The organism is Sulfuricurvum sp. (assembly GCF_028681615.1).
Taxonomy (GTDB): Bacteria; Campylobacterota; Campylobacteria; order Campylobacterales; family Sulfurimonadaceae; genus Sulfuricurvum.
This window is the reverse complement of the sequence record NZ_JAQUHV010000010.1, coordinates 19,828-36,853: the sequence shown is the minus strand read 5'-3', so window position 1 is coordinate 36,853 and position 17,026 is coordinate 19,828. Positions and strand designations below refer to the sequence as shown.

Sequence of the window (17,026 nt, the reverse complement as noted above, 5' to 3'; positions counted from 1 at the left end):
TAATGCCCTTTCGTTTGTTTGCTTAGGAATAAAAGACGACTTGATTTCTCCCTTGGTGTTTTGCTTTGTATAAAGCTTCATCGCATTTTTTAATCAATGTCATCATGTCATCGGTTTCACTGTATGTCGAAACTCCCAGACTGATTGTTAGGTGTTTAACGGTCTCAAATTCATACGCTTCAATCGTCCTTCTGATCTGCTCTGCAAGAGTCAAAACCCCTTCTTCCGGTGTTTCAGGACACATTATCAGGAACTCTTCACCGCCGTATCGTGCACAACAGTCAATTTTTCGAGTATTGTTATTTATGAGCTCAGCCACTTTTTGTAAGACTGCATCACCAGTTTGGTGTCCATAGGTGTCATTGACTTTTTTAAAATAATCGATATCGATCATGATGAGGGATAACGGTTTACTATAGCGCTTTGATTTTTCCACTTCGATATACAGACATTCATCCATTTTTCGTCTGTTATAGAGATGGGTTAATTTATCGACCATTGCAATGGCTTCCAGCTCTTTTTTAGCTGTGTGATCGGTTCCTACCGACATAAAAGAGGTAATAGTGCCGTTTTCATCTTTGATTGGAATGATCGTTTGTCCAAGCCAATAAGAATCACCGCTTTTTGCTTTATTTTTAATTTCACCTTCCCATGAACTTCCCTGTAATATCGTGTTCCATAAATCTTGGAACACTGCTTTAGGAGTATCAGGATGACGGATGATATTCATCTTTTCGCCGATAAGCTCTGCTTTGCTGAATCCGCTTATGTTTGCGAAGGCGGTACTGATACTGGTGATGATTCCGCTGGTTTTAGTGGTGGCACTGATGACATATCGGTCGATAATATCGGAAAAACGCTTTAGTTCCACATTAGAGTTATGCAAGGCGCGCTGAAGCTTAATAGGTGATCGTGCGGCGTATATCGCCAATGGGATACTGATCAGAAGACTTAAAAGGGCAACGATAACCGTTACGATCTTATTGGTGTTTTTTAATGAGCTGATCATAGTTGCTTTTGGTTTTAGTATTAAAATCGCTTTATCGTCATTATTCAAAATAGAATTCAACGGATAGGCGAAAAAATTAGTACCTGATGCACGACCTGCCAAGATAGAGGATGCGTCTTCGGGGAAATCTTCATAAAGATCCCGCTTTACTCCGGTATATTTGTTCCATGCAAATTTATTGTCGGGATGAAGAATATAGTTTCCCTCTTTGTCTATGATAAAAAGATCAAACAGAGGTGAATTTTCTACGGATTTAAATAACTCGCCGGAAAGCATGTTGCAAATGACCATTCCGGAAAATTTTCCCTCATTAAAAAGGGGGACGGCGATTCGGATAGTGGGACGATAGGGGACTTCTATTTTACCGTTTTCAATATTGAGATCGAGTTTCGAATGCCAAATTACCGGTCTATTCAGTTTGCTGACAGCCTGAAAATAATCTCGCCCTTTTTTATTTTGAAGATCCGATTCTTTGACAATATAGGGAAGGCTTTGTCCGTTATCACGATTTACTCTAATGACCTCTTGGCCGTTTGCATCGATAAATCGTGTTTGCATGATGGCTTTATTGGAGTTAGTGAGAGTTAAAAAAAGATTTTGAAGTTCACGTTTTTTTAGCAGGTTCCCGGTCTGAACAAAATCTTTCATGGCTTGATCGTTGGCGATTGAGTTAACAATATCGTCCATTTGATCGATGTGGGGTTGCAGAATATAATTTTTTCTGCTGATCGATACTTCTTGGGCATATTTTTTTACAGAACCCTCTATATCAATCATATGAATTTTGTAACTGATGAGAGAACTTAGGACGGTGATGAGTATCCCAAAGATGATGAAATATCCTAAAAAGTAGGATTTGTAATTTTTATCCATAAATTTGTATCAATGCTTTTTAGAATAATTATAACTAAAACATATCAACAATTAATCACAATGTTAAAAAAAATTCATCTTATCTCTTCTTCATTTCTTCTATAAACTCTTTTGCCTCATCACCGCGTAGGTAACCTGCAAGCCCTATCAGTCCATCGGTCAAATATCGGCTTTTAAACCCCTTCAGAGTCAAAAAGATACGAGCCATCTCAGCACGGTCGTAATGAGGGCAGACGGTTACAATGGTTTTATTTTTATCGAGTTCGTTTAAACGGTCCGGCAGTTCGTTCAGAGGTATCATTTTCATAAAAGGAAAACTCCAAATGGCCTGTTCTTCTTTGAAACGTATGTCTACGAACTCGACCTCACCCATTTTGTAGAGTTCAACGGCCTCAAGACTTTTGATCTTCATTTCGGTACGTTCATTGTAATCGAAGCGTTTGAGGTAATGGTCGAATGTTTCGCCGCTAAGTGAACCTGCGAACAGAAGAATCGCTAATATTCTTTTCATATATTTCTCCTAGATTTTATTCTTGGCTAAAAACTGTTTCAGAGCATCGGTGGTAAACCCGCCGATATGACGGTCGATTTCACGCCCCTGCGGATCGTAGACTATCTGTGTCGGGATCATCTGGATTTTCATAGCACGCGCCGCGCTACGCTCTTCTGCAACATTGACAAAAAATATCTTTCGTTTGGGGTTGAGTTCCATTTCACGGTAGAGCAGTGCCCCCATCTCTTTACAGGCATTGCATTTGGTAGAACCCGCTTCGACCATAACCGTTTGCCCTTTGCCTATCTCTTGAAGGACCAGTGCATACGGGCGCGGTTGCAGTTCGGCGGAGAATAACGATGCGCAAAAAGCAAGAAGTGAAATGAGTTTAAACATGATAATCCTTTAAAATTGCTCGTAGGCAAGGGTGAAAAAATAGACTCCGATACCGATCAGGGCAAAGGAGAAGATTTTGGTGATCCATCCGGTTATTAACGCTATTTTTGTGCTGGAGGCGACACTTTGGGCAAATCCCACCGATACTCCCGCCGCCAGCAGCAAGAGCGAATGCCCCAGTGCAAAGGTGAGGACAAGGGCATATGCGTACCAATCGGGAGCATTGGAGGCTACCGTGATGATCGCCACCAGCGGAGCCGAAGCACACGGGGTGGAGACGAGGCCAAACAGCATCCCGATCAACAGTGCCCCCGCATAGCGTAGGGTGATGAGACGGCTCATCCAGCGCGATTTGTCGATAACCTCAGGGAGTATCCCCAGAGAATACAGACCGATCGCGATGGCCGCAATCGCCCCGGCGATATACGCTTCCAGCGGCGCGACAGAGAAAAAGTACCCCATTTTCGCCACCATATACGCAAGGATCGAAAAACTCACCGTCACCCCAAACGCAAACATCAAGGAGAAGAGATAGGTAAACGTTACCCGTTCGCGCGGAGTGAGATGAGAACTCATCCCCAGTGCGCTTCCCACCAGCAGCGGGACGGAGATGATAGAACAGGGGGCAAGCGAGGTTAGGGCTCCGACACTAAAAGCTCCGGCAAATACCAATGCTCCGTGGGTTTCGAGAAGTCCTAAGAGAAAACTTTCCATCTACTGCGCTTTGATCAGCTCTTTGATCTCATTAACGCTTAATACTTTGCCGGTACTGACGACTTTTCCGTCGATCACGAGGCCAGGGGTACTCATCACGCCGTACTCCATGATTTTCATGATATCTTCGACCTTTTCGATCTGGGCAAATTGTCCGCTTTGAGCGACAGCCTGTTTAGTCGCCTCTTCGAGAGTTTTGCATTTCGCGCATCCGGTACCTAAGATTTCTATTTTCATTTTTGCTCCTATTTGATGTTATGCACCCAAATGAGCAAAACCCATCTGGGCGGCAAGGACAAGCTTGTCCTTCGCAATCCCCTAAAGCTTTCCGCATAAGTGCGGAAGATTCACAAAGTTTATTCTTTATTTCCTAATAGACATTCTCGCATCATCGGTGCGAGGGTTTGTGCATCGACATCTCCGGTAATGGTGATCGCAGAACCGCCATCGGTAGATGAAAGTTCAATAGAACTGATCTTTTGCATTAATTCAGGATCGCATGCACAGTCGCATTGACCATTTTGGCATGCCTCTATTTTGGCTCCGAGTATTTCGGTGCTAAACCCGCTTATAAAAGCTTTGACTCCGCCTTTTTGGTTACTGATTTCGATATTCATATTAATTCCTATAAAATGGTGTTAAAGATAAATCCGATCCCCATTATACCCGCACCGATGATCGCAAAAAAGAGGGCGATCAGGCGGATATGGAGAATCTGTTTTAGGATGATTGCCTCAGGGAGGCTGAGCGCCGTTACCGCCATCATAAACGACAGTGCAGACCCAAGCAGCATCCCTTTTTGGGTCAGAACTTCCACCAGAGGCATAACCCCGGCGGCGGACGAGTACATCGGTATCCCCATTAACACGGCGACGGGAACCGTATACCATGCATCTCCTCCGGCATACTGCGCGATAAACTCGGCCGGAACATAGCCGTGGAACCATGCACCGACACCGACACCGACCATGACCCAGAGATAGATTTTATGGAAAATATCGCGTGTGTTGATCCATGCTTCATTTACACGCTCACGAAATGGAGGATTATAGGTCGGTAGCTCGATATCGCCTGAGAGAGGCGGCACAGTAATGAGGACGTATTTTTCGACGTTGAAACGGCCGATAATCCAGCCTCCCAATATGGCGACAAAAAGGCCGAATCCGATATAGATGGCCGTGATCTTCCAGCCGAATAAGCCAAAGAGCATGGCGATTGCGATCTCATTGTTCAGCGGGGCGCTGATGAGAAAGCTGAACGTCACACCGATGGGGATGCGTGCCTGCAAAAATCCCAGAAAGAGGGGGATTGCCGAGCAGGTGCAAAACGGGGTAATGATCCCAAACAGCGCCGCGAGGATATTGCCCGTAAATTCCCGTTTTCCGGCCAGATAAGCACGCACTTTTTCGGTATTGAACCAAGTGCGTAAAAAGGATACGGCAAAAATGATGGAGAGGAGTAAAAACCAGATTTTGATCGTATCATAGAGGAAAAAATGGAGTGCTTCGCCCAGACGGCCTGAAAACCCCAGCCATTCGAGAATGATTTTTCCGCTCAGTTCCTGCCACATCAGTCGCACAGCTCCGCTTTAATGATAGGAAGCAGAGTTGCTTCGATCAGATCGAGTGTTTTAGCATATTCTTCTACCGCTTTTCCGCTCGGGTCTTCGAACGCGACATGGATCGTTTTGACCGCTTTAGGGAACATCGGACAGGTCTCATGGGCGTGATCGCAGACAGTTACAACGAGATCAAATGGGGTATCGATGACGGTATCGATCACTTTGGAATGGTATTCGTCTCTCCAGTACCCTTTTTCTTCCAGCAGCGCCTGAGCGTTCGGATTGACTTTGCCGCTCGCTTTGACACCCGAGCTTTGCGCATACACGCAATCGCCCATTTTGGCATTGATCAACGCTTCACCCATGATAGAGCGGCAGCTGTTGCCGGTGCAGAGGATTAAAACATTTTTCATAGAGTACAACCTTCGTTTTGAGATAATTTGACGAGTGGGGGGAGTTCGATCCCCAGACAGCGGATTTCAGCCAACGCTTCGCTTCGGAAACGATCCAACGGGCTGCGGATAGAGTAATACGCCCATGTTCCGCACCGATCTACCCGTAAAAACCCTCCGTCTTTAAGGATTTTCAGGTGCCGTGAGAGGCGAGATTGGATCATCCCGAAACTCTCCTGCAGATCACAGACGCACAACGCTCCGTGCGTATCTAAAAATGCGAGGAGTTTGATGCGGGTTTCATCATTAAGCGCCGACACCGTTTCCAAAAAAACATCCATAGAATACCTCCGATTTATGAAAGTGTAACGTAATTAAAATAATATATCAAGATATATTGATATATTTATTCTAAAATACGCTACAATTCCATCAAAATATACAAAGGGTTATCGAGTGTTAAGAATATTGTTTGTTTGCAGTCATAACAGTGCGCGAGGTCAAATGGCCGAGGCATTTTTCAATAAGTATGCGCATGAAAATGAGAGTGCAGAAAGTGCGGGAATCGAACCGGGTGAACTTAATCCCTATGTAGTTCGGGCTATGGCAGAAAAAGGGTTTGATCTTTCTCAGAATCAAACCAAATGTATTTTTGAACTCTATAAAGAGGGGCACCATTTTACCCATGTGATTTCCGTATGCGATGCGGAAGTAGCGGAACAATGTCCCGTATTTCCGGGTGTAATGAAAAACGAACATTGGAGTTTGAAAGACCCGTCGACTTTTGTCGGAAGCGATGAGGAGATCATGCAGCAGGTTCGTGCTGTCCGTGATTCGATCGAAGAGTATGTAAAAGCTTTTTTGGCTGATTAAATAAAGAAGGATATACCATGATAACCGCCATAGGGCTTTTTTTAGCGACGCTCGTTTTTGTCATATGGCAGCCGCGAGGTTTGCAGATCGGTACTACGGCTGTTATCGGGGCAGTCGCGGCTGTGGCATTGGGGGTTGTGAGTATCGCCGATGTCTGGACGGTCACCTCCATCGTCTGGGATGCGACACTGGCGTTTATCGGAATCATACTCCTCTCGATGGTACTTGATGAGATCGGATTTTTCGAATGGGCAGCGCTCAAGATGGCGCGCCTATCAGGCGGAAACGGCAATTTCATGTTTGTCTATATCCTCATACTCGGTGCTTTGGTTTCGGCATTGTTTGCCAACGACGGTGCGGCGCTGATCCTCACCCCGATCGTTCTGGCCAAAATGAAACATCTCAAGATGAACCCCGTCGCCGTTTTCGCTTTTTTGATGGCGGGAGGATTTATCGGCGACAGTGCTTCCAATCCGTTGGTTATCTCAAATCTTACCAATATCGTGACGGCAGGGTATTTTCACATCGGGTTCTGGGAATATGCCAAGACAATGTTCCTTCCGAATCTACTCAGTATCATCGCCTCCATCGCCGTACTCTGGATCTACTTTCGCAAAGATATCCCGATCCATATCGACATCACCCAATTGGCCACTCCGGAATCCGCGATTAAAAATAGGACGATGTTTCGGCTGAGCTGGTGGTTTTTGGCTCTGCTCATGGCGGGGTATTTTATCGGAGATCATTATCATCTTCCCGTATCGGTATTTGCACTCGGAGGTGCACTGGTCTTTCTGGCTATAGCGACCTATTTTAAAGCGACAAAACCGTTTCTAACGATTAAAGCGGCACCGTGGCAGGTGGTGTGGTTCAGTATCGGGCTCTACGTTGTCGTCTACGGTCTCAAAAACGGGGGATTGACCACCTATCTCGCAGGGGTGATCACCGAATTGCAAAGTATGGGGAATGTGTATGCCGTTATCGGAACGGGCTTTCTCTCCGCGATTCTCAGCTCGGTTATGAACAATATGCCGACCATCATGGTGATGGATATCGCGATCGGCGAAGCAGGGAATCATGCGTTAGCGTATGCCAATATCCTCGGCTCCAACCTCGGGCCGAAAATGACCCCTATCGGCTCGCTCGCGACGTTGCTCTGGCTTCACGTTTTGGCGCAAAAAGGGGTTAAAATCGGTTGGGGCGAATATATGAAAGTGGGACTGGTGATTACGCCACCGGTGTTGTTGGTGGCGTTGATTGGGCTGCTTTAGAATTTAATTTTTTCTGCTGTTTTCTTTTTGTAATAGATCGTCGGGCTCATAACCCGAAGGTAATTAGTATCGCTTTATTACTAATTCATCCCAGGCTCGGGTCTGTCTTGTCGAAGCTGGGAGCATCTTACCGATTTGTGCCTGCTTAGCCTGGAAAAGATCGTCTCCACTAAAGCTGTAAATAGGTACGAGATCTGTCCGCACGTTTGCAGGTAGGATCTTGTAATTGTAATTGTCCATGATCAGGGGAATAGAGTGCTCTGTTTCATAGTAGGAGAGCACTACATGGGATGTCTTGAGGCGTAACGACTTCACATATGTCATAAAGAGCTTGGAAGTCTTCACTCCAAGCTCTTTGAGAGTAAAGTATTTGGCGATGACATAATCTTCGCAGTCTCCTTTGCCTTTTCCGATGAACTCCAGTCGTGTAGCCCAGTAATCGCTGATACCCCATATCTTTTCATCAGATTCATACGGAAATGCGTTAAAAAAATCGTTGACTTTCTCCATTTTCCCCATGTCGTCAAGGTACTTCGCTTCGTTCATCGTCTCTACCAGTGCAAGTGCCCTACGTTTCGCAAAAATACCGTACTCTTTTTCGATTTCGTTTGCAAAACTCTGTGGATATATTTTGTAACTGTCCTCAACAATAGGTGTTTCGATGCTTTTATCAATTTTCGGCTGCTGTGCACATCCACCTAATAATAAAACCAATAAAGTTATTATCGATACTAATGATATATTCACCGAGGACTCCTTAAAAGTAGACATCAACATCACAAAAATAACGAAATTTTTTTATGGATAAGTATAAATCAAAAAATATTCTAATTTCTTATTTCGCGCTTATACCCCTAAGATATAGGCATTATAGCTGACATCAAATGACTATACGAGGAATTATTCTGTAAAATAACAAACTTTTTACCGTTAGGATCACCATGGCTTCATCTCAATGTGCACTCCAAGGCGTCATCGCACTCTACAGCAATCTGGCCCAAAATCCGGATAAAGATTTCGGATGGGACAAAGGCCTGACAAATGCCCGAAACCACGGCTACAAAGAGGAGTGGACCGAGAAACTTCCTTTGGCGATGTGGGACTATTGTGCCGCGGTGGGAAATCCGTTCGAGCTCGGAGAATTCCCAAAGGGATCGACTGTATTGGATTTAGGATGCGGTGCGGGTGTCGATCTGTGTGTTGCGTCATTGCTGGTGGGTGAGAGCGGAAAGGCGATCGGAGTGGATATCACGCCGCTGATGGTCGAAACCGCACGCCGTCACGCCAAAGAAGCGGGCTTGAGCAATGTCGAAGTCCTAGAGGGGAATCTCGAACATCTCCCCGTTGAGAATGAAAGCGTCGATATCGTCATCTCCAACGGTGCGATCAACCTCGCTTCCTCCAAACCCAAGGTATTCGAAGAGATATTTCGTGTCCTGAAACCTCAGGGCAAGCTCTATTTCGCCGATATGATCGATATATCCGAAGGGGGCTGCGCCACGTCGTGTTGTGCGCAAAGCGTTTCGGAGGGGGACTGGGCCAACTGCGTGGAGGGAACCCTCAAAAAAGAGGCGTTAACCCTGATGATGAGCGAAGCGGGGTTTGTGAATATCGAGTGCACTGGAACCAATCACTATACGACAGCCCCGACGACTGCGGGTGCGACATTTCGCTCAACCAAAGGGGACGGAAACGTCAAGCAGCGCCACTGGGAAAACGTCTATACGACCAAGGATATGAGCAAAGTAGGGTGGTATCAAAAAGAGCCCTCGATTTCGCTGGCATTGCTGCAAAAAATAGGCTCGACCCCAAAAGACGCAATCATCGATGTCGGGTGCGGTGTTTCTACGCTCTCAGATCGTCTGATCGACTTGGGCTATAGAGACATCTCACTTCTCGATATCTCATCAAGCGCGCTGGAAATTGTCAAAAAACGGCTGGGAGCATCCGCCGATATTCCCGTCTATCATGTCGGTGACGTCTGTACTTTTGCTTCGGATAAGCAGTTTGACGTATGGCATGACCGTGCGGTATTTCATTTTCTGCAAAAAGAGGAGGAACAGCATGCCTATATGGATACGCTATACCGTTCACTTTCTCCCGATGGGCACGCCATCATCGGCACGTTTGCGGTAGACGGACCGGACAGCTGCAGCGCGTTGCCGGTGCGTCAGTACAATAAAGAACGGATGGAAAATTGTATTCAGGGGCGTTTTGAACTTATCGATCTCATTGATGAGACGCATATTACCCCCGGCGGAAGCGAGCAAAAGTACTGTTTTTTTATTTTAAAATCAGTAAAAGATTGATCATTTAGTGCAGCCGAATCCTAAAACAGTTCATTCCGGCGGCATATTGATAGTCAAGTTTAAATCCATGCTTTAACAAGATCGCGTTAGAGATATAAAGACCCAGCCCCAATCCATTCTCCGAACTTTCATAGGTTCGGTTAAAGGGTTTGCTAAAGGTTCGGTTTTCATCCGGCAGAGGATCACCCAGAGAACATATCTCTATCGAATGTGCCAATATCAGAAGGGTTGGTTTGGCAGTAGAGTATTTGAATGCGTTGTCGAGGAGATTTTTCAACGCGATTGCAAATAGCTCGAAATCGACTTTGACGATGAGGGCCGACTCTTCACCTTTGACCGTGATATTTTTTTTCTCACACAATAAGATATCGCAGGTATGATCGAGAATATCCACAAAACGGTATTCCTGAAGGTTGAGGTACCATTCACCGCTGCTAAATTGTTCCATTTTGGAAAACTCGTTTAACAAATAATCCATCCGGTTAAAAATACGTTTGAGCCGCTCTCGATCTTCAGAAGAATCGATACAGTCTGCACTCAAAGAGCCTTTCATGATCGGTGTTTTAAGCTCATGCAGAATATTGCGTAAAAACAGAGACCGAGCCTCTTTCATCGAAGCGATTTTTTGCAGTACGAGATTGAACTCATGGGTTATTTGAGCAATTTCATCTTTGCCGTCTATCGGCATTTTGAGATGGGTATCTCCCTCTTTGAAATGGATGATGGCATCTTTTAGACGCTGGAGAGGAAGAAGTTTACGAATCAAATAGCCAAAAAAGAGCAAAATCAGCAGATCGATAATGGTGATGATACTCCAAAAGGGCAATGTGGAATGCGGTGCCAAGTCTTCGATTACGACTTGAGTGAACTCACGATACGGAAGTGGATGCGGTTCAAACATGTGCTTCCGATTCATCCGCTCAAACAGCATTTTCGGCGGAGGGGTTGTCACGAAATAGTGTTTGTGATGGTATTCGACCATCTTTCCGAAAGGATAGGTCCGAAGCGTTTCCCCCTCAGTGAGGATGAGCTTCGGGCTGTGGAATGAGACGCGGATCATCAGCTGTTTCAACTCACGATCAAAATTTCCATTTTTGTGATGGACCAGTCTCTCGGCGATCATAAAACGGCGCAGCTGTTCTTCTTGATGCTGCTCACGAAAATATTGGTGCGCGATCCAAAAGAGGACATTGATAAGGGTAAAGATAAAAAGGAAAAAGAGGGTAATGAGCCTCAGGATAGAGTGTTTATTCATTGACAAATTTATATCCTACTCCTCGCACTGAGACGACAAACCGCGGATTTTTAGGATCATCGCCGATTTTTTGGCGTAGACGTCCCATAATAACATCGATACTTTTTAGGCTGCTCTCATATTTTATCGAGCCGATATTAAGGAGCAGCTCTTCGCGTGAAATGGCATATCGGTCTTTTTTGATCATGTAGGAAACGATATCGTATTCGGCTTGGGTCAGCCGTAGAATCGAGCCGTTTTTGCTGATTTCATGCCGTTCGTCATCCACGATAAACGGGGTGGTTTTATGCGCCATGGCAGGATGAAGTCGGCGCATAATGGCATCGATACGGAATATCAGCTCTTGCGGGTCATAGGGTTTGGGGAGATAATCATCGGCACCGCGCGAAAATCCCATCATCTTGTCTCGTATATCGGAGCGTGCAGAGGAGATGATGATAGGAACGGCACTCTCTTGGCGAATAAGGCGGCATATCTCCATGCCGTCCATTTGCGGCAACGAGAGATCAAGCACCAACAAATCAAAAGAGCGTTTTTGAAACAGACTCAGACCTTCCAGTGGAGTCGATGCTGTCGTAACCTCAATATCATCTTTCATTAGGCGCGTTTTTAGCAGTTGAGCCAGTTCAATATCATCTTCAATCATTAATACGTTAATCATAAAGGCGATTATATCGGGGGGAAAGTAAATAAAAAGTATCACATATTCCTAGGAATATGAGCAGGGCGGTTAACCCATTATCGCGATGCGGAAATGAAAAGGGTACCTCTTCTATGAACACCGTCTAGAAGATAGCTTTCGATATCGCTTAAATCATATCCGCTGCATAAAAACATCTTTCGTCCGCGCTCCAAAAGGAACTGTGCCGCCATTAATTTTGTAACGATTCCTCCGGTTGCAAATGCATTGTTCGGGGAGTGTTCGGCATTCAATGCTTCAGATGAGATGGAATTGACCTCTTTTAGGATGGTGGCATCAGGGTATTCAGAGGGATTTTTGTCATAATAACCGTTTATATCACTTAATATTACAAGTAAATCGGCATCCATATAGTGGGCGACATGGGCGGAGAGCTGGTCATTGTCACCGAATACCTGTTCGGGTGTGGTGGAAATATCATTTTCGTTGACGATAGGGAGGATCTTGTGGGTCAAAAGTGTGTCGATGATTTCTGTAAAAATGGCAGTTCTCTTTCGTGAGTCGAAATCCTCTTCGGTGAGGAGAATCTGTGAAATTGTTACGTTGTGTTTTTCAAATTTACGTTTATAACTGCTCATCAAAATCGGTTGTCCCAAAGAAGCTAGTACTTTTTTACTGATTTGTTCTTTTCGGTTGAGCTTTAATGCCGTATATCCTGAAGCGACTGCTCCCGAAGTGACCAAAATGATCTCAAAGCGTTCTTGAAGCTTGGCTACGAGAGCGACCAGATTGAGCATTCTTTCTTTTGCAATGGTGTTGTTCTCCGTCAAAACACCGCTTCCGACTTTAATTACGATACGTTTCATATATAACCTTTTAAACTATGCCCCTAACTATATACTAAAACATTAAACGGTAAATTAATTACATAATTTATATCTTAATTTTTTAAATTAAATCTAGCTTATTTGAGAATTAATTTTTTATATTTACTTTGATTGATTATACTGGAAGCAACCAATTAGCATGTAAAAAAATAGTCTCAACAAAGGAGAAGATCATGACATCGGATATGCAGTTAGACGGCATTGATCTTTCAGTCCATCCTTTCGGATGGATGCTGCTGCTTATTTTCATCATCGGATATTACTTCATTGCGATGGAAGAAAAATATCACATAGATAAGGCTAAGCCCGCACTCTTTATGGGGACCTTTCTCTATATCCTCATCGGAGGATATTATGCGGTTTTCGGTTTGGATTTTGAGGCTTTTCACTATGAGATAACCCATCTTGTTTATGAAATCGCGCAGATTTTCTTTTTCTTGTACGTCGCAATGACGTTTGTTGAAGCGTTGATTGAGAGAGGTGTTTTCAATGCCCTCAAAGGAAAACTGATCGCAAAAGGGTACAGTTACCGTCAATTGTTTTGGATTACGGGTGTTCTTGCTTTCTTCATCTCTCCGATTGCCGACAACCTGACGACAGCTTTGATCCTCTCAACCGTATTGATCACGATTGAAAAAGAAAATAAGGCCTTTTTAGTCCCCAGTGCGATTAATGTCGTTGTGGCATCGAATGCCGGAGGTGCATGGAGTCCGTTTGGAGACATTACGACTCTTATGGCGTGGACGGCACAAAAAGGGGAATTCAGTGATTTTCTCTATCTTTTTCCGGCTTCGTTTTTGGGCTGGCTTGTAACGGCTTATCTTCTTTACCGCTATATTCCTAACGAAGACCCGAATAAAGAGGGTGATACTAAAACGGCTGAAAGCATTGAAATCCTCAAAGGGGGAAAGGTCATTATAGTCATCGGAATTGCAACGATTGCAATGTCGGTCATCTCTAAACAGGTAATGCATCTTCCTCCGATGTGGGGAATGCTTTTTGGTCTTTCCATTTTACAATTGTATACGTACACGTTAAAACGTCGGCACAAACAAGATGTCAATATCTTTAAATCGATCAGCAGAATCGAGAACAATACGCTTCTCTTTTTCTTTGGGATATTGGCTGCCGTCGGAGCACTCTATTTCGCAGGATTTTTGGAATACATTAGCAAACTCTATGATGTTATCGATCCCACCCTCGTCAATATCGGAGTCGGGTTTGTTTCAGCTATTATCGATAACGTTCCGGTCATGTCAGCGGTATTGAAAGCTAACCCTCAGATCGACTATACCCAATGGATGCTTTTGACGCTGACAGCAGGTGTCGGAGGATCGCTTATCAGTTTCGGAAGTGCCGCAGGCGTAGGGGTGATGGGACGGATGCACGGAATTTATACGTTTTCATCCCACATGAAATTGGCTTGGACGGTATTAATCGGGTATACTGTTTCGATTGGAATATGGTATCTTCAATTTATCGTTTTAGGGTTCAATTAATTTTTTGGAATAAGTTTGTAATATGAAAAAAGCAACAATGACAGTCTCTTTTTCGTGGATAACGCGTTTTTTTGCCTATCCTGTTTTAGTGTTGTTTTTTTTAACATCTCAGAATGCCCGATCCGATTCGTTGAGTGACTCTTCTACGGTCGTTGCGAATGAAAAAGGGATCAATTTTATCAAGCATGACAGCGACATCATTCAAAATTTATCCATAGCACCGCGCGAAAACAATATCTCGACCCAATTCGTTTATACTAACAATCAATGGTTCAGCATAAACATCGGGTCCAACAGCACACTGCACCAAGTAGAAGACAGCTCTGTTTTTAATGTTGATTTCAAGGCCCTTTATCCCGGAGGCACTATGGGGACGTATATCGGTGCAGCTGAATCACCGACTATGGACAAATTTGTCGTCTCTCAAAATCTTAAGCTTCAAGAAGGTCAAATCAAACTCTCCGGTGCCTATTTGACAAGATTTTTGGATCCGTATGTCAGATCAGCTCAGAAAACGGTAGGCGCCGAGTATTCATATGACCTTTTTGATGAAGAATTTCCGTTGCAAGAGATTCAAACTTCTTTCGTTTATTATGATGTAGAAGGAAAAAATACAGGTTTGATCTCAGATAATAATTTTGAGGAATATATACAAAAAAATAGGAAAATTTCTACCGAAATGGCAGCCGTATTGAGGCTATCACCGAAATTAAAAGCGATCTTTGCTATGAATTATAATAAAGAAGAGACAACCTTTATGGGTTCGAATCGTTTGGAGTTGAAATATCGGGAGAATGACTATACTCAAATGAGTTTATATTCCAGTAATGACATGGTCAACAATAAAGTTGCCGGAATAAAGTATACGCATAATTTTAAAGATTCCATGAAAGCCTTTTTGTCGGCGGAACGGCACTACAATAGTATGGATATGAATCAAAATATATGTCAATTCGGCCTTAGCTATCGTTTCAATACCGATCAAATAAGCTCTCGACTTCCGCAGTTGTTTAAAGAAAAAAATCATTTATTTCATCTTACTTTGCCGGAAATTACACCTATTAACAGAGTCAATGTAAATGATATAATCTAAATGAGTTGATGAAATAGTATTCTTGACTTAAAAGGGTAAAGATGAATGACATTCTGCAAAAATGGAGTCAGTGGATAGGGCTTTATCCTTTGATTGTAAAATTATCCGTTGTATTACTTGCTTTTTTCATGATTATGGGTATGGTTTATATTCTCAAATCCCGTATTAACACGTTAGTCGACGAAAGTACAACACGGTATCGAATGCGAAAAGCCGTTACCCTTATCGCTTATTTGATTTTTACAGTGATTGTCATTGCAACCTTTAAAAAGGATATGAGTGGATTTGCAGTAGCGATTGGGGTGATTGCAGGGGGGATAGCGTTTGCCCTTCAAGAAGTGATCATCAGTATTGCAGGATGGCTCGCGATTACCTTTTCATCTTTTTATCGTGTCGGAGACCGGATTAAAATCGGATCCATTTACGGCGATGTCATTGACATAGGGATTTTGCGTACTACGCTAATGGAGTGCGGAGCATGGGTCAATAGTGATCTGTACAACGGAAGGATCGTTCGGGTAACGAACAGTTTTATTTTCAAGGACCCTGTCTATAATTATTCGGGAGAGTTTCCTTTTTTATGGGATGAAATTATACTTCCGATTCGATACGGAAGTTCTGTTGAATACACGCGACTTACATTAATGAATATCGCCAACGATGTTGTCGGTGATTTTACAGAGTCCGTTCGTGAAAGTTGGCATAACTTATCAAAACTTTATGCAGTTGAATATGCGACAATCGAGCCGATGGTAACGATTGCGGCTACCGATAACTGGATTGAATTCACGTTACGTTATGTAGTCGATTTCAAAAAACGACGTTCTACCCGAGATCAGCTATTTACCCGTTTTTTAGTGGAAGCAGAAAAAAGCGAAGGAAAAATACAAATGGCATCGCAAACGTCTGAAATTGTCTCATTTCCAAAGCTTCATATTCATTCAGAGAACATTCCGGAGAATACTAAAATTTGAGGCATGCCCAAAATGGGCATGTACTCATTACGCACTGATACTTAGAAGCGAAGTTGTATCGGTTGAAGAGGCATTATTACCGTAGTAGGAGAGAATGTTTTTGAGCATAAGATCACTCAATTTTTGAGATGAAGTACTGGATTGAGTCGTTGATGACGCAGTAGAAGAATCCGTTGCAGAAGATGTGCCATTTTTAGTGGACGAATCTGTTTTTGAATTTCCTAATGCAGCCAGTAATTCATCAACACTGACGTTTCCATCTTGATTTGTATCCATTGCATCAAAAATCTCACTGCTGCTTGAAGTGCTCGATGCAGTTGAGGATGAATCGCTCGGTGGCGGAGGTGGCGGCATACCGCCTTCGTGCCCTTTAGGCTTTGTATTTTGTAGTGCGGCCATGAGTTCATCGGTGCTCAAAGTGCCGTCACTATTGGTGTCGAGTGCGTTAAAAGCATCTGTGACGGATGAATTGCTTGCAGTAGAACTGCTGCTTGAAGAACTGTCGCTGCTGCTTGAAGTGGCTGCAAGCGCTTGTGCCGCCGCACTAAATTCGGCTGAATCGATCGATCCGTTGTTATTGGTGTCCATCGAAGTCAGTAACTCTTTTGCCAAATCCTCAAAACTCGGTTTGTTCGATTGTTGAGAAGAGGATATTGCGGAAGAAGTGTAAGACGAATACGCATTGCTGTAGTTGGAACTAACGGTCATGGCATACTCCTTGTCGGGTGTAGCAAGAAAAAAAATCTTACTCGAGTGTAAGAATAATTTTGAAACAGTAACTAATGGG

Annotated in this window: 20 protein-coding genes; 6 read left to right on the top strand and 14 right to left on the bottom strand. The window is 43.8% G+C overall.

Translation table 11 applies throughout. From position 1 onward, the window contains the following. Window positions 1-22: 22 nt before the first annotated feature. The 9 genes from PHE37_RS09760 to PHE37_RS09720 form a co-directional block, all read right to left on the bottom strand. On the bottom strand, window positions 23-1,882 hold the full coding sequence (locus PHE37_RS09760) for a GGDEF domain-containing protein (protein ID WP_299993432.1): 1,860 nt from the start codon (window positions 1,880-1,882) through the stop codon (window positions 23-25). Window positions 1,883-1,961: 79 nt separating this feature from the next. Next, a complete protein-coding gene (locus PHE37_RS09755) occupies window positions 1,962-2,393 on the bottom strand; it encodes a rhodanese-like domain-containing protein (RefSeq protein ID WP_299993430.1) in 432 nt (143 codons plus the stop codon). A 9-nt stretch (window positions 2,394-2,402) separates the two neighbouring features. Next, on the bottom strand, window positions 2,403-2,771 hold the full coding sequence (locus PHE37_RS09750) for a thioredoxin family protein (protein ID WP_299993428.1): 369 nt from the start codon (window positions 2,769-2,771) through the stop codon (window positions 2,403-2,405). Between the two features lie 9 nt (window positions 2,772-2,780). Then, window positions 2,781-3,485 (bottom strand): cytochrome c biogenesis protein CcdA, encoded by a 705-nt coding sequence (locus PHE37_RS09745; RefSeq protein WP_299993427.1) that lies wholly within the window; start codon window positions 3,483-3,485, stop codon window positions 2,781-2,783. Beyond that, window positions 3,486-3,722 (bottom strand): thioredoxin family protein, encoded by a 237-nt coding sequence (locus tag PHE37_RS09740; RefSeq protein ID WP_299993425.1) that lies wholly within the window; start codon window positions 3,720-3,722, stop codon window positions 3,486-3,488. It abuts the gene before it with no gap. A gap of 119 nt (window positions 3,723-3,841) precedes the next feature. Beyond that, a complete protein-coding gene (locus PHE37_RS09735) occupies window positions 3,842-4,102 on the bottom strand; it encodes a hypothetical protein (protein ID WP_299993423.1) in 261 nt (86 codons plus the stop codon). 8 nt (window positions 4,103-4,110) lie between these two features. Further along, window positions 4,111-5,055: a permease gene (locus tag PHE37_RS09730; RefSeq protein ID WP_299993440.1), complete on the bottom strand. Its 945-nt coding sequence runs from the start codon at window positions 5,053-5,055 to the stop codon at window positions 4,111-4,113. Next, window positions 5,055-5,459 (bottom strand): arsenate reductase ArsC, encoded by a 405-nt coding sequence (locus PHE37_RS09725; RefSeq protein WP_299993421.1) that lies wholly within the window; start codon window positions 5,457-5,459, stop codon window positions 5,055-5,057. Before PHE37_RS09725 ends, PHE37_RS09730 begins: the two co-directional genes overlap by 1 nt. Beyond that, window positions 5,456-5,779 carry a metalloregulator ArsR/SmtB family transcription factor gene (locus PHE37_RS09720; RefSeq protein WP_299993418.1) on the bottom strand — a complete coding sequence of 108 codons (324 nt, stop codon included), beginning with the start codon at window positions 5,777-5,779 and terminating at the stop codon, window positions 5,456-5,458. Before PHE37_RS09720 ends, PHE37_RS09725 begins: the two co-directional genes overlap by 4 nt. Before the next feature lie 115 nt (window positions 5,780-5,894). Between PHE37_RS09720 and PHE37_RS09715 the strand changes: the two genes are divergently transcribed. Beyond that, window positions 5,895-6,311 carry an arsenate reductase ArsC gene (locus PHE37_RS09715; RefSeq protein WP_299993417.1) on the top strand — a complete coding sequence of 139 codons (417 nt, stop codon included), beginning with the start codon at window positions 5,895-5,897 and terminating at the stop codon, window positions 6,309-6,311. Window positions 6,312-6,328: 17 nt separating this feature from the next. Beyond that, window positions 6,329-7,582: an arsenic transporter gene (locus PHE37_RS09710; RefSeq protein ID WP_299993415.1), complete on the top strand. Its 1,254-nt coding sequence runs from the start codon at window positions 6,329-6,331 to the stop codon at window positions 7,580-7,582. A gap of 63 nt (window positions 7,583-7,645) precedes the next feature. Here PHE37_RS09710 and PHE37_RS09705 read toward each other — a convergent pair whose 3' ends face one another. Then, complete coding sequence (locus PHE37_RS09705; protein ID WP_299993413.1) at window positions 7,646-8,329, bottom strand: transglutaminase-like cysteine peptidase; 684 nt, start codon at window positions 8,327-8,329, stop codon at window positions 7,646-7,648. Window positions 8,330-8,523: 194 nt separating this feature from the next. Between PHE37_RS09705 and PHE37_RS09700 the strand changes: the two genes are divergently transcribed. Further along, on the top strand, window positions 8,524-9,891 hold the full coding sequence (locus PHE37_RS09700) for a class I SAM-dependent methyltransferase (protein ID WP_299993411.1): 1,368 nt from the start codon (window positions 8,524-8,526) through the stop codon (window positions 9,889-9,891). 4 nt (window positions 9,892-9,895) lie between these two features. Here PHE37_RS09700 and PHE37_RS09695 read toward each other — a convergent pair whose 3' ends face one another. The 3 genes from PHE37_RS09695 to proB form a co-directional block, all read right to left on the bottom strand. Then, window positions 9,896-11,146: an ArsS family sensor histidine kinase gene (locus PHE37_RS09695; RefSeq protein WP_300008529.1), complete on the bottom strand. Its 1,251-nt coding sequence runs from the start codon at window positions 11,144-11,146 to the stop codon at window positions 9,896-9,898. Further along, on the bottom strand, window positions 11,139-11,807 hold the full coding sequence (locus PHE37_RS09690; RefSeq protein ID WP_299993409.1) for a response regulator transcription factor: 669 nt from the start codon (window positions 11,805-11,807) through the stop codon (window positions 11,139-11,141). The genes PHE37_RS09695 and PHE37_RS09690 overlap by 8 nt, the downstream gene beginning before the upstream one ends. Before the next feature lie 77 nt (window positions 11,808-11,884). Continuing rightward, on the bottom strand, window positions 11,885-12,652 hold the full coding sequence (gene proB, locus PHE37_RS09685; protein ID WP_299993408.1) for a glutamate 5-kinase: 768 nt from the start codon (window positions 12,650-12,652) through the stop codon (window positions 11,885-11,887). A gap of 194 nt (window positions 12,653-12,846) precedes the next feature. Between proB and nhaD the strand changes: the two genes are divergently transcribed. Genes nhaD through PHE37_RS09670 form a run of 3 tightly spaced genes read left to right on the top strand, consistent with a single transcriptional unit; the run spans window position 12,847 to window position 16,239 of the window. Next, window positions 12,847-14,172 carry a sodium:proton antiporter NhaD gene (nhaD, locus tag PHE37_RS09680; protein ID WP_299993406.1) on the top strand — a complete coding sequence of 442 codons (1,326 nt, stop codon included), beginning with the start codon at window positions 12,847-12,849 and terminating at the stop codon, window positions 14,170-14,172. A gap of 22 nt (window positions 14,173-14,194) precedes the next feature. Beyond that, window positions 14,195-15,265 (top strand): hypothetical protein, encoded by a 1,071-nt coding sequence (locus PHE37_RS09675; RefSeq protein ID WP_299993404.1) that lies wholly within the window; start codon window positions 14,195-14,197, stop codon window positions 15,263-15,265. A gap of 41 nt (window positions 15,266-15,306) precedes the next feature. Then, entirely contained in the window at window positions 15,307-16,239 is a 933-nt protein-coding gene (locus PHE37_RS09670; RefSeq protein ID WP_299993403.1) for a mechanosensitive ion channel family protein, read from the top strand. Window positions 16,240-16,266: 27 nt separating this feature from the next. Here the strand turns inward: PHE37_RS09670 and PHE37_RS09665 are convergent, their stop codons facing one another. After that, entirely contained in the window at window positions 16,267-16,947 is a 681-nt protein-coding gene (locus PHE37_RS09665) for an EF-hand domain-containing protein (protein ID WP_299993402.1), read from the bottom strand. Between the last annotated feature and the right edge of the window lie 79 nt (window positions 16,948-17,026).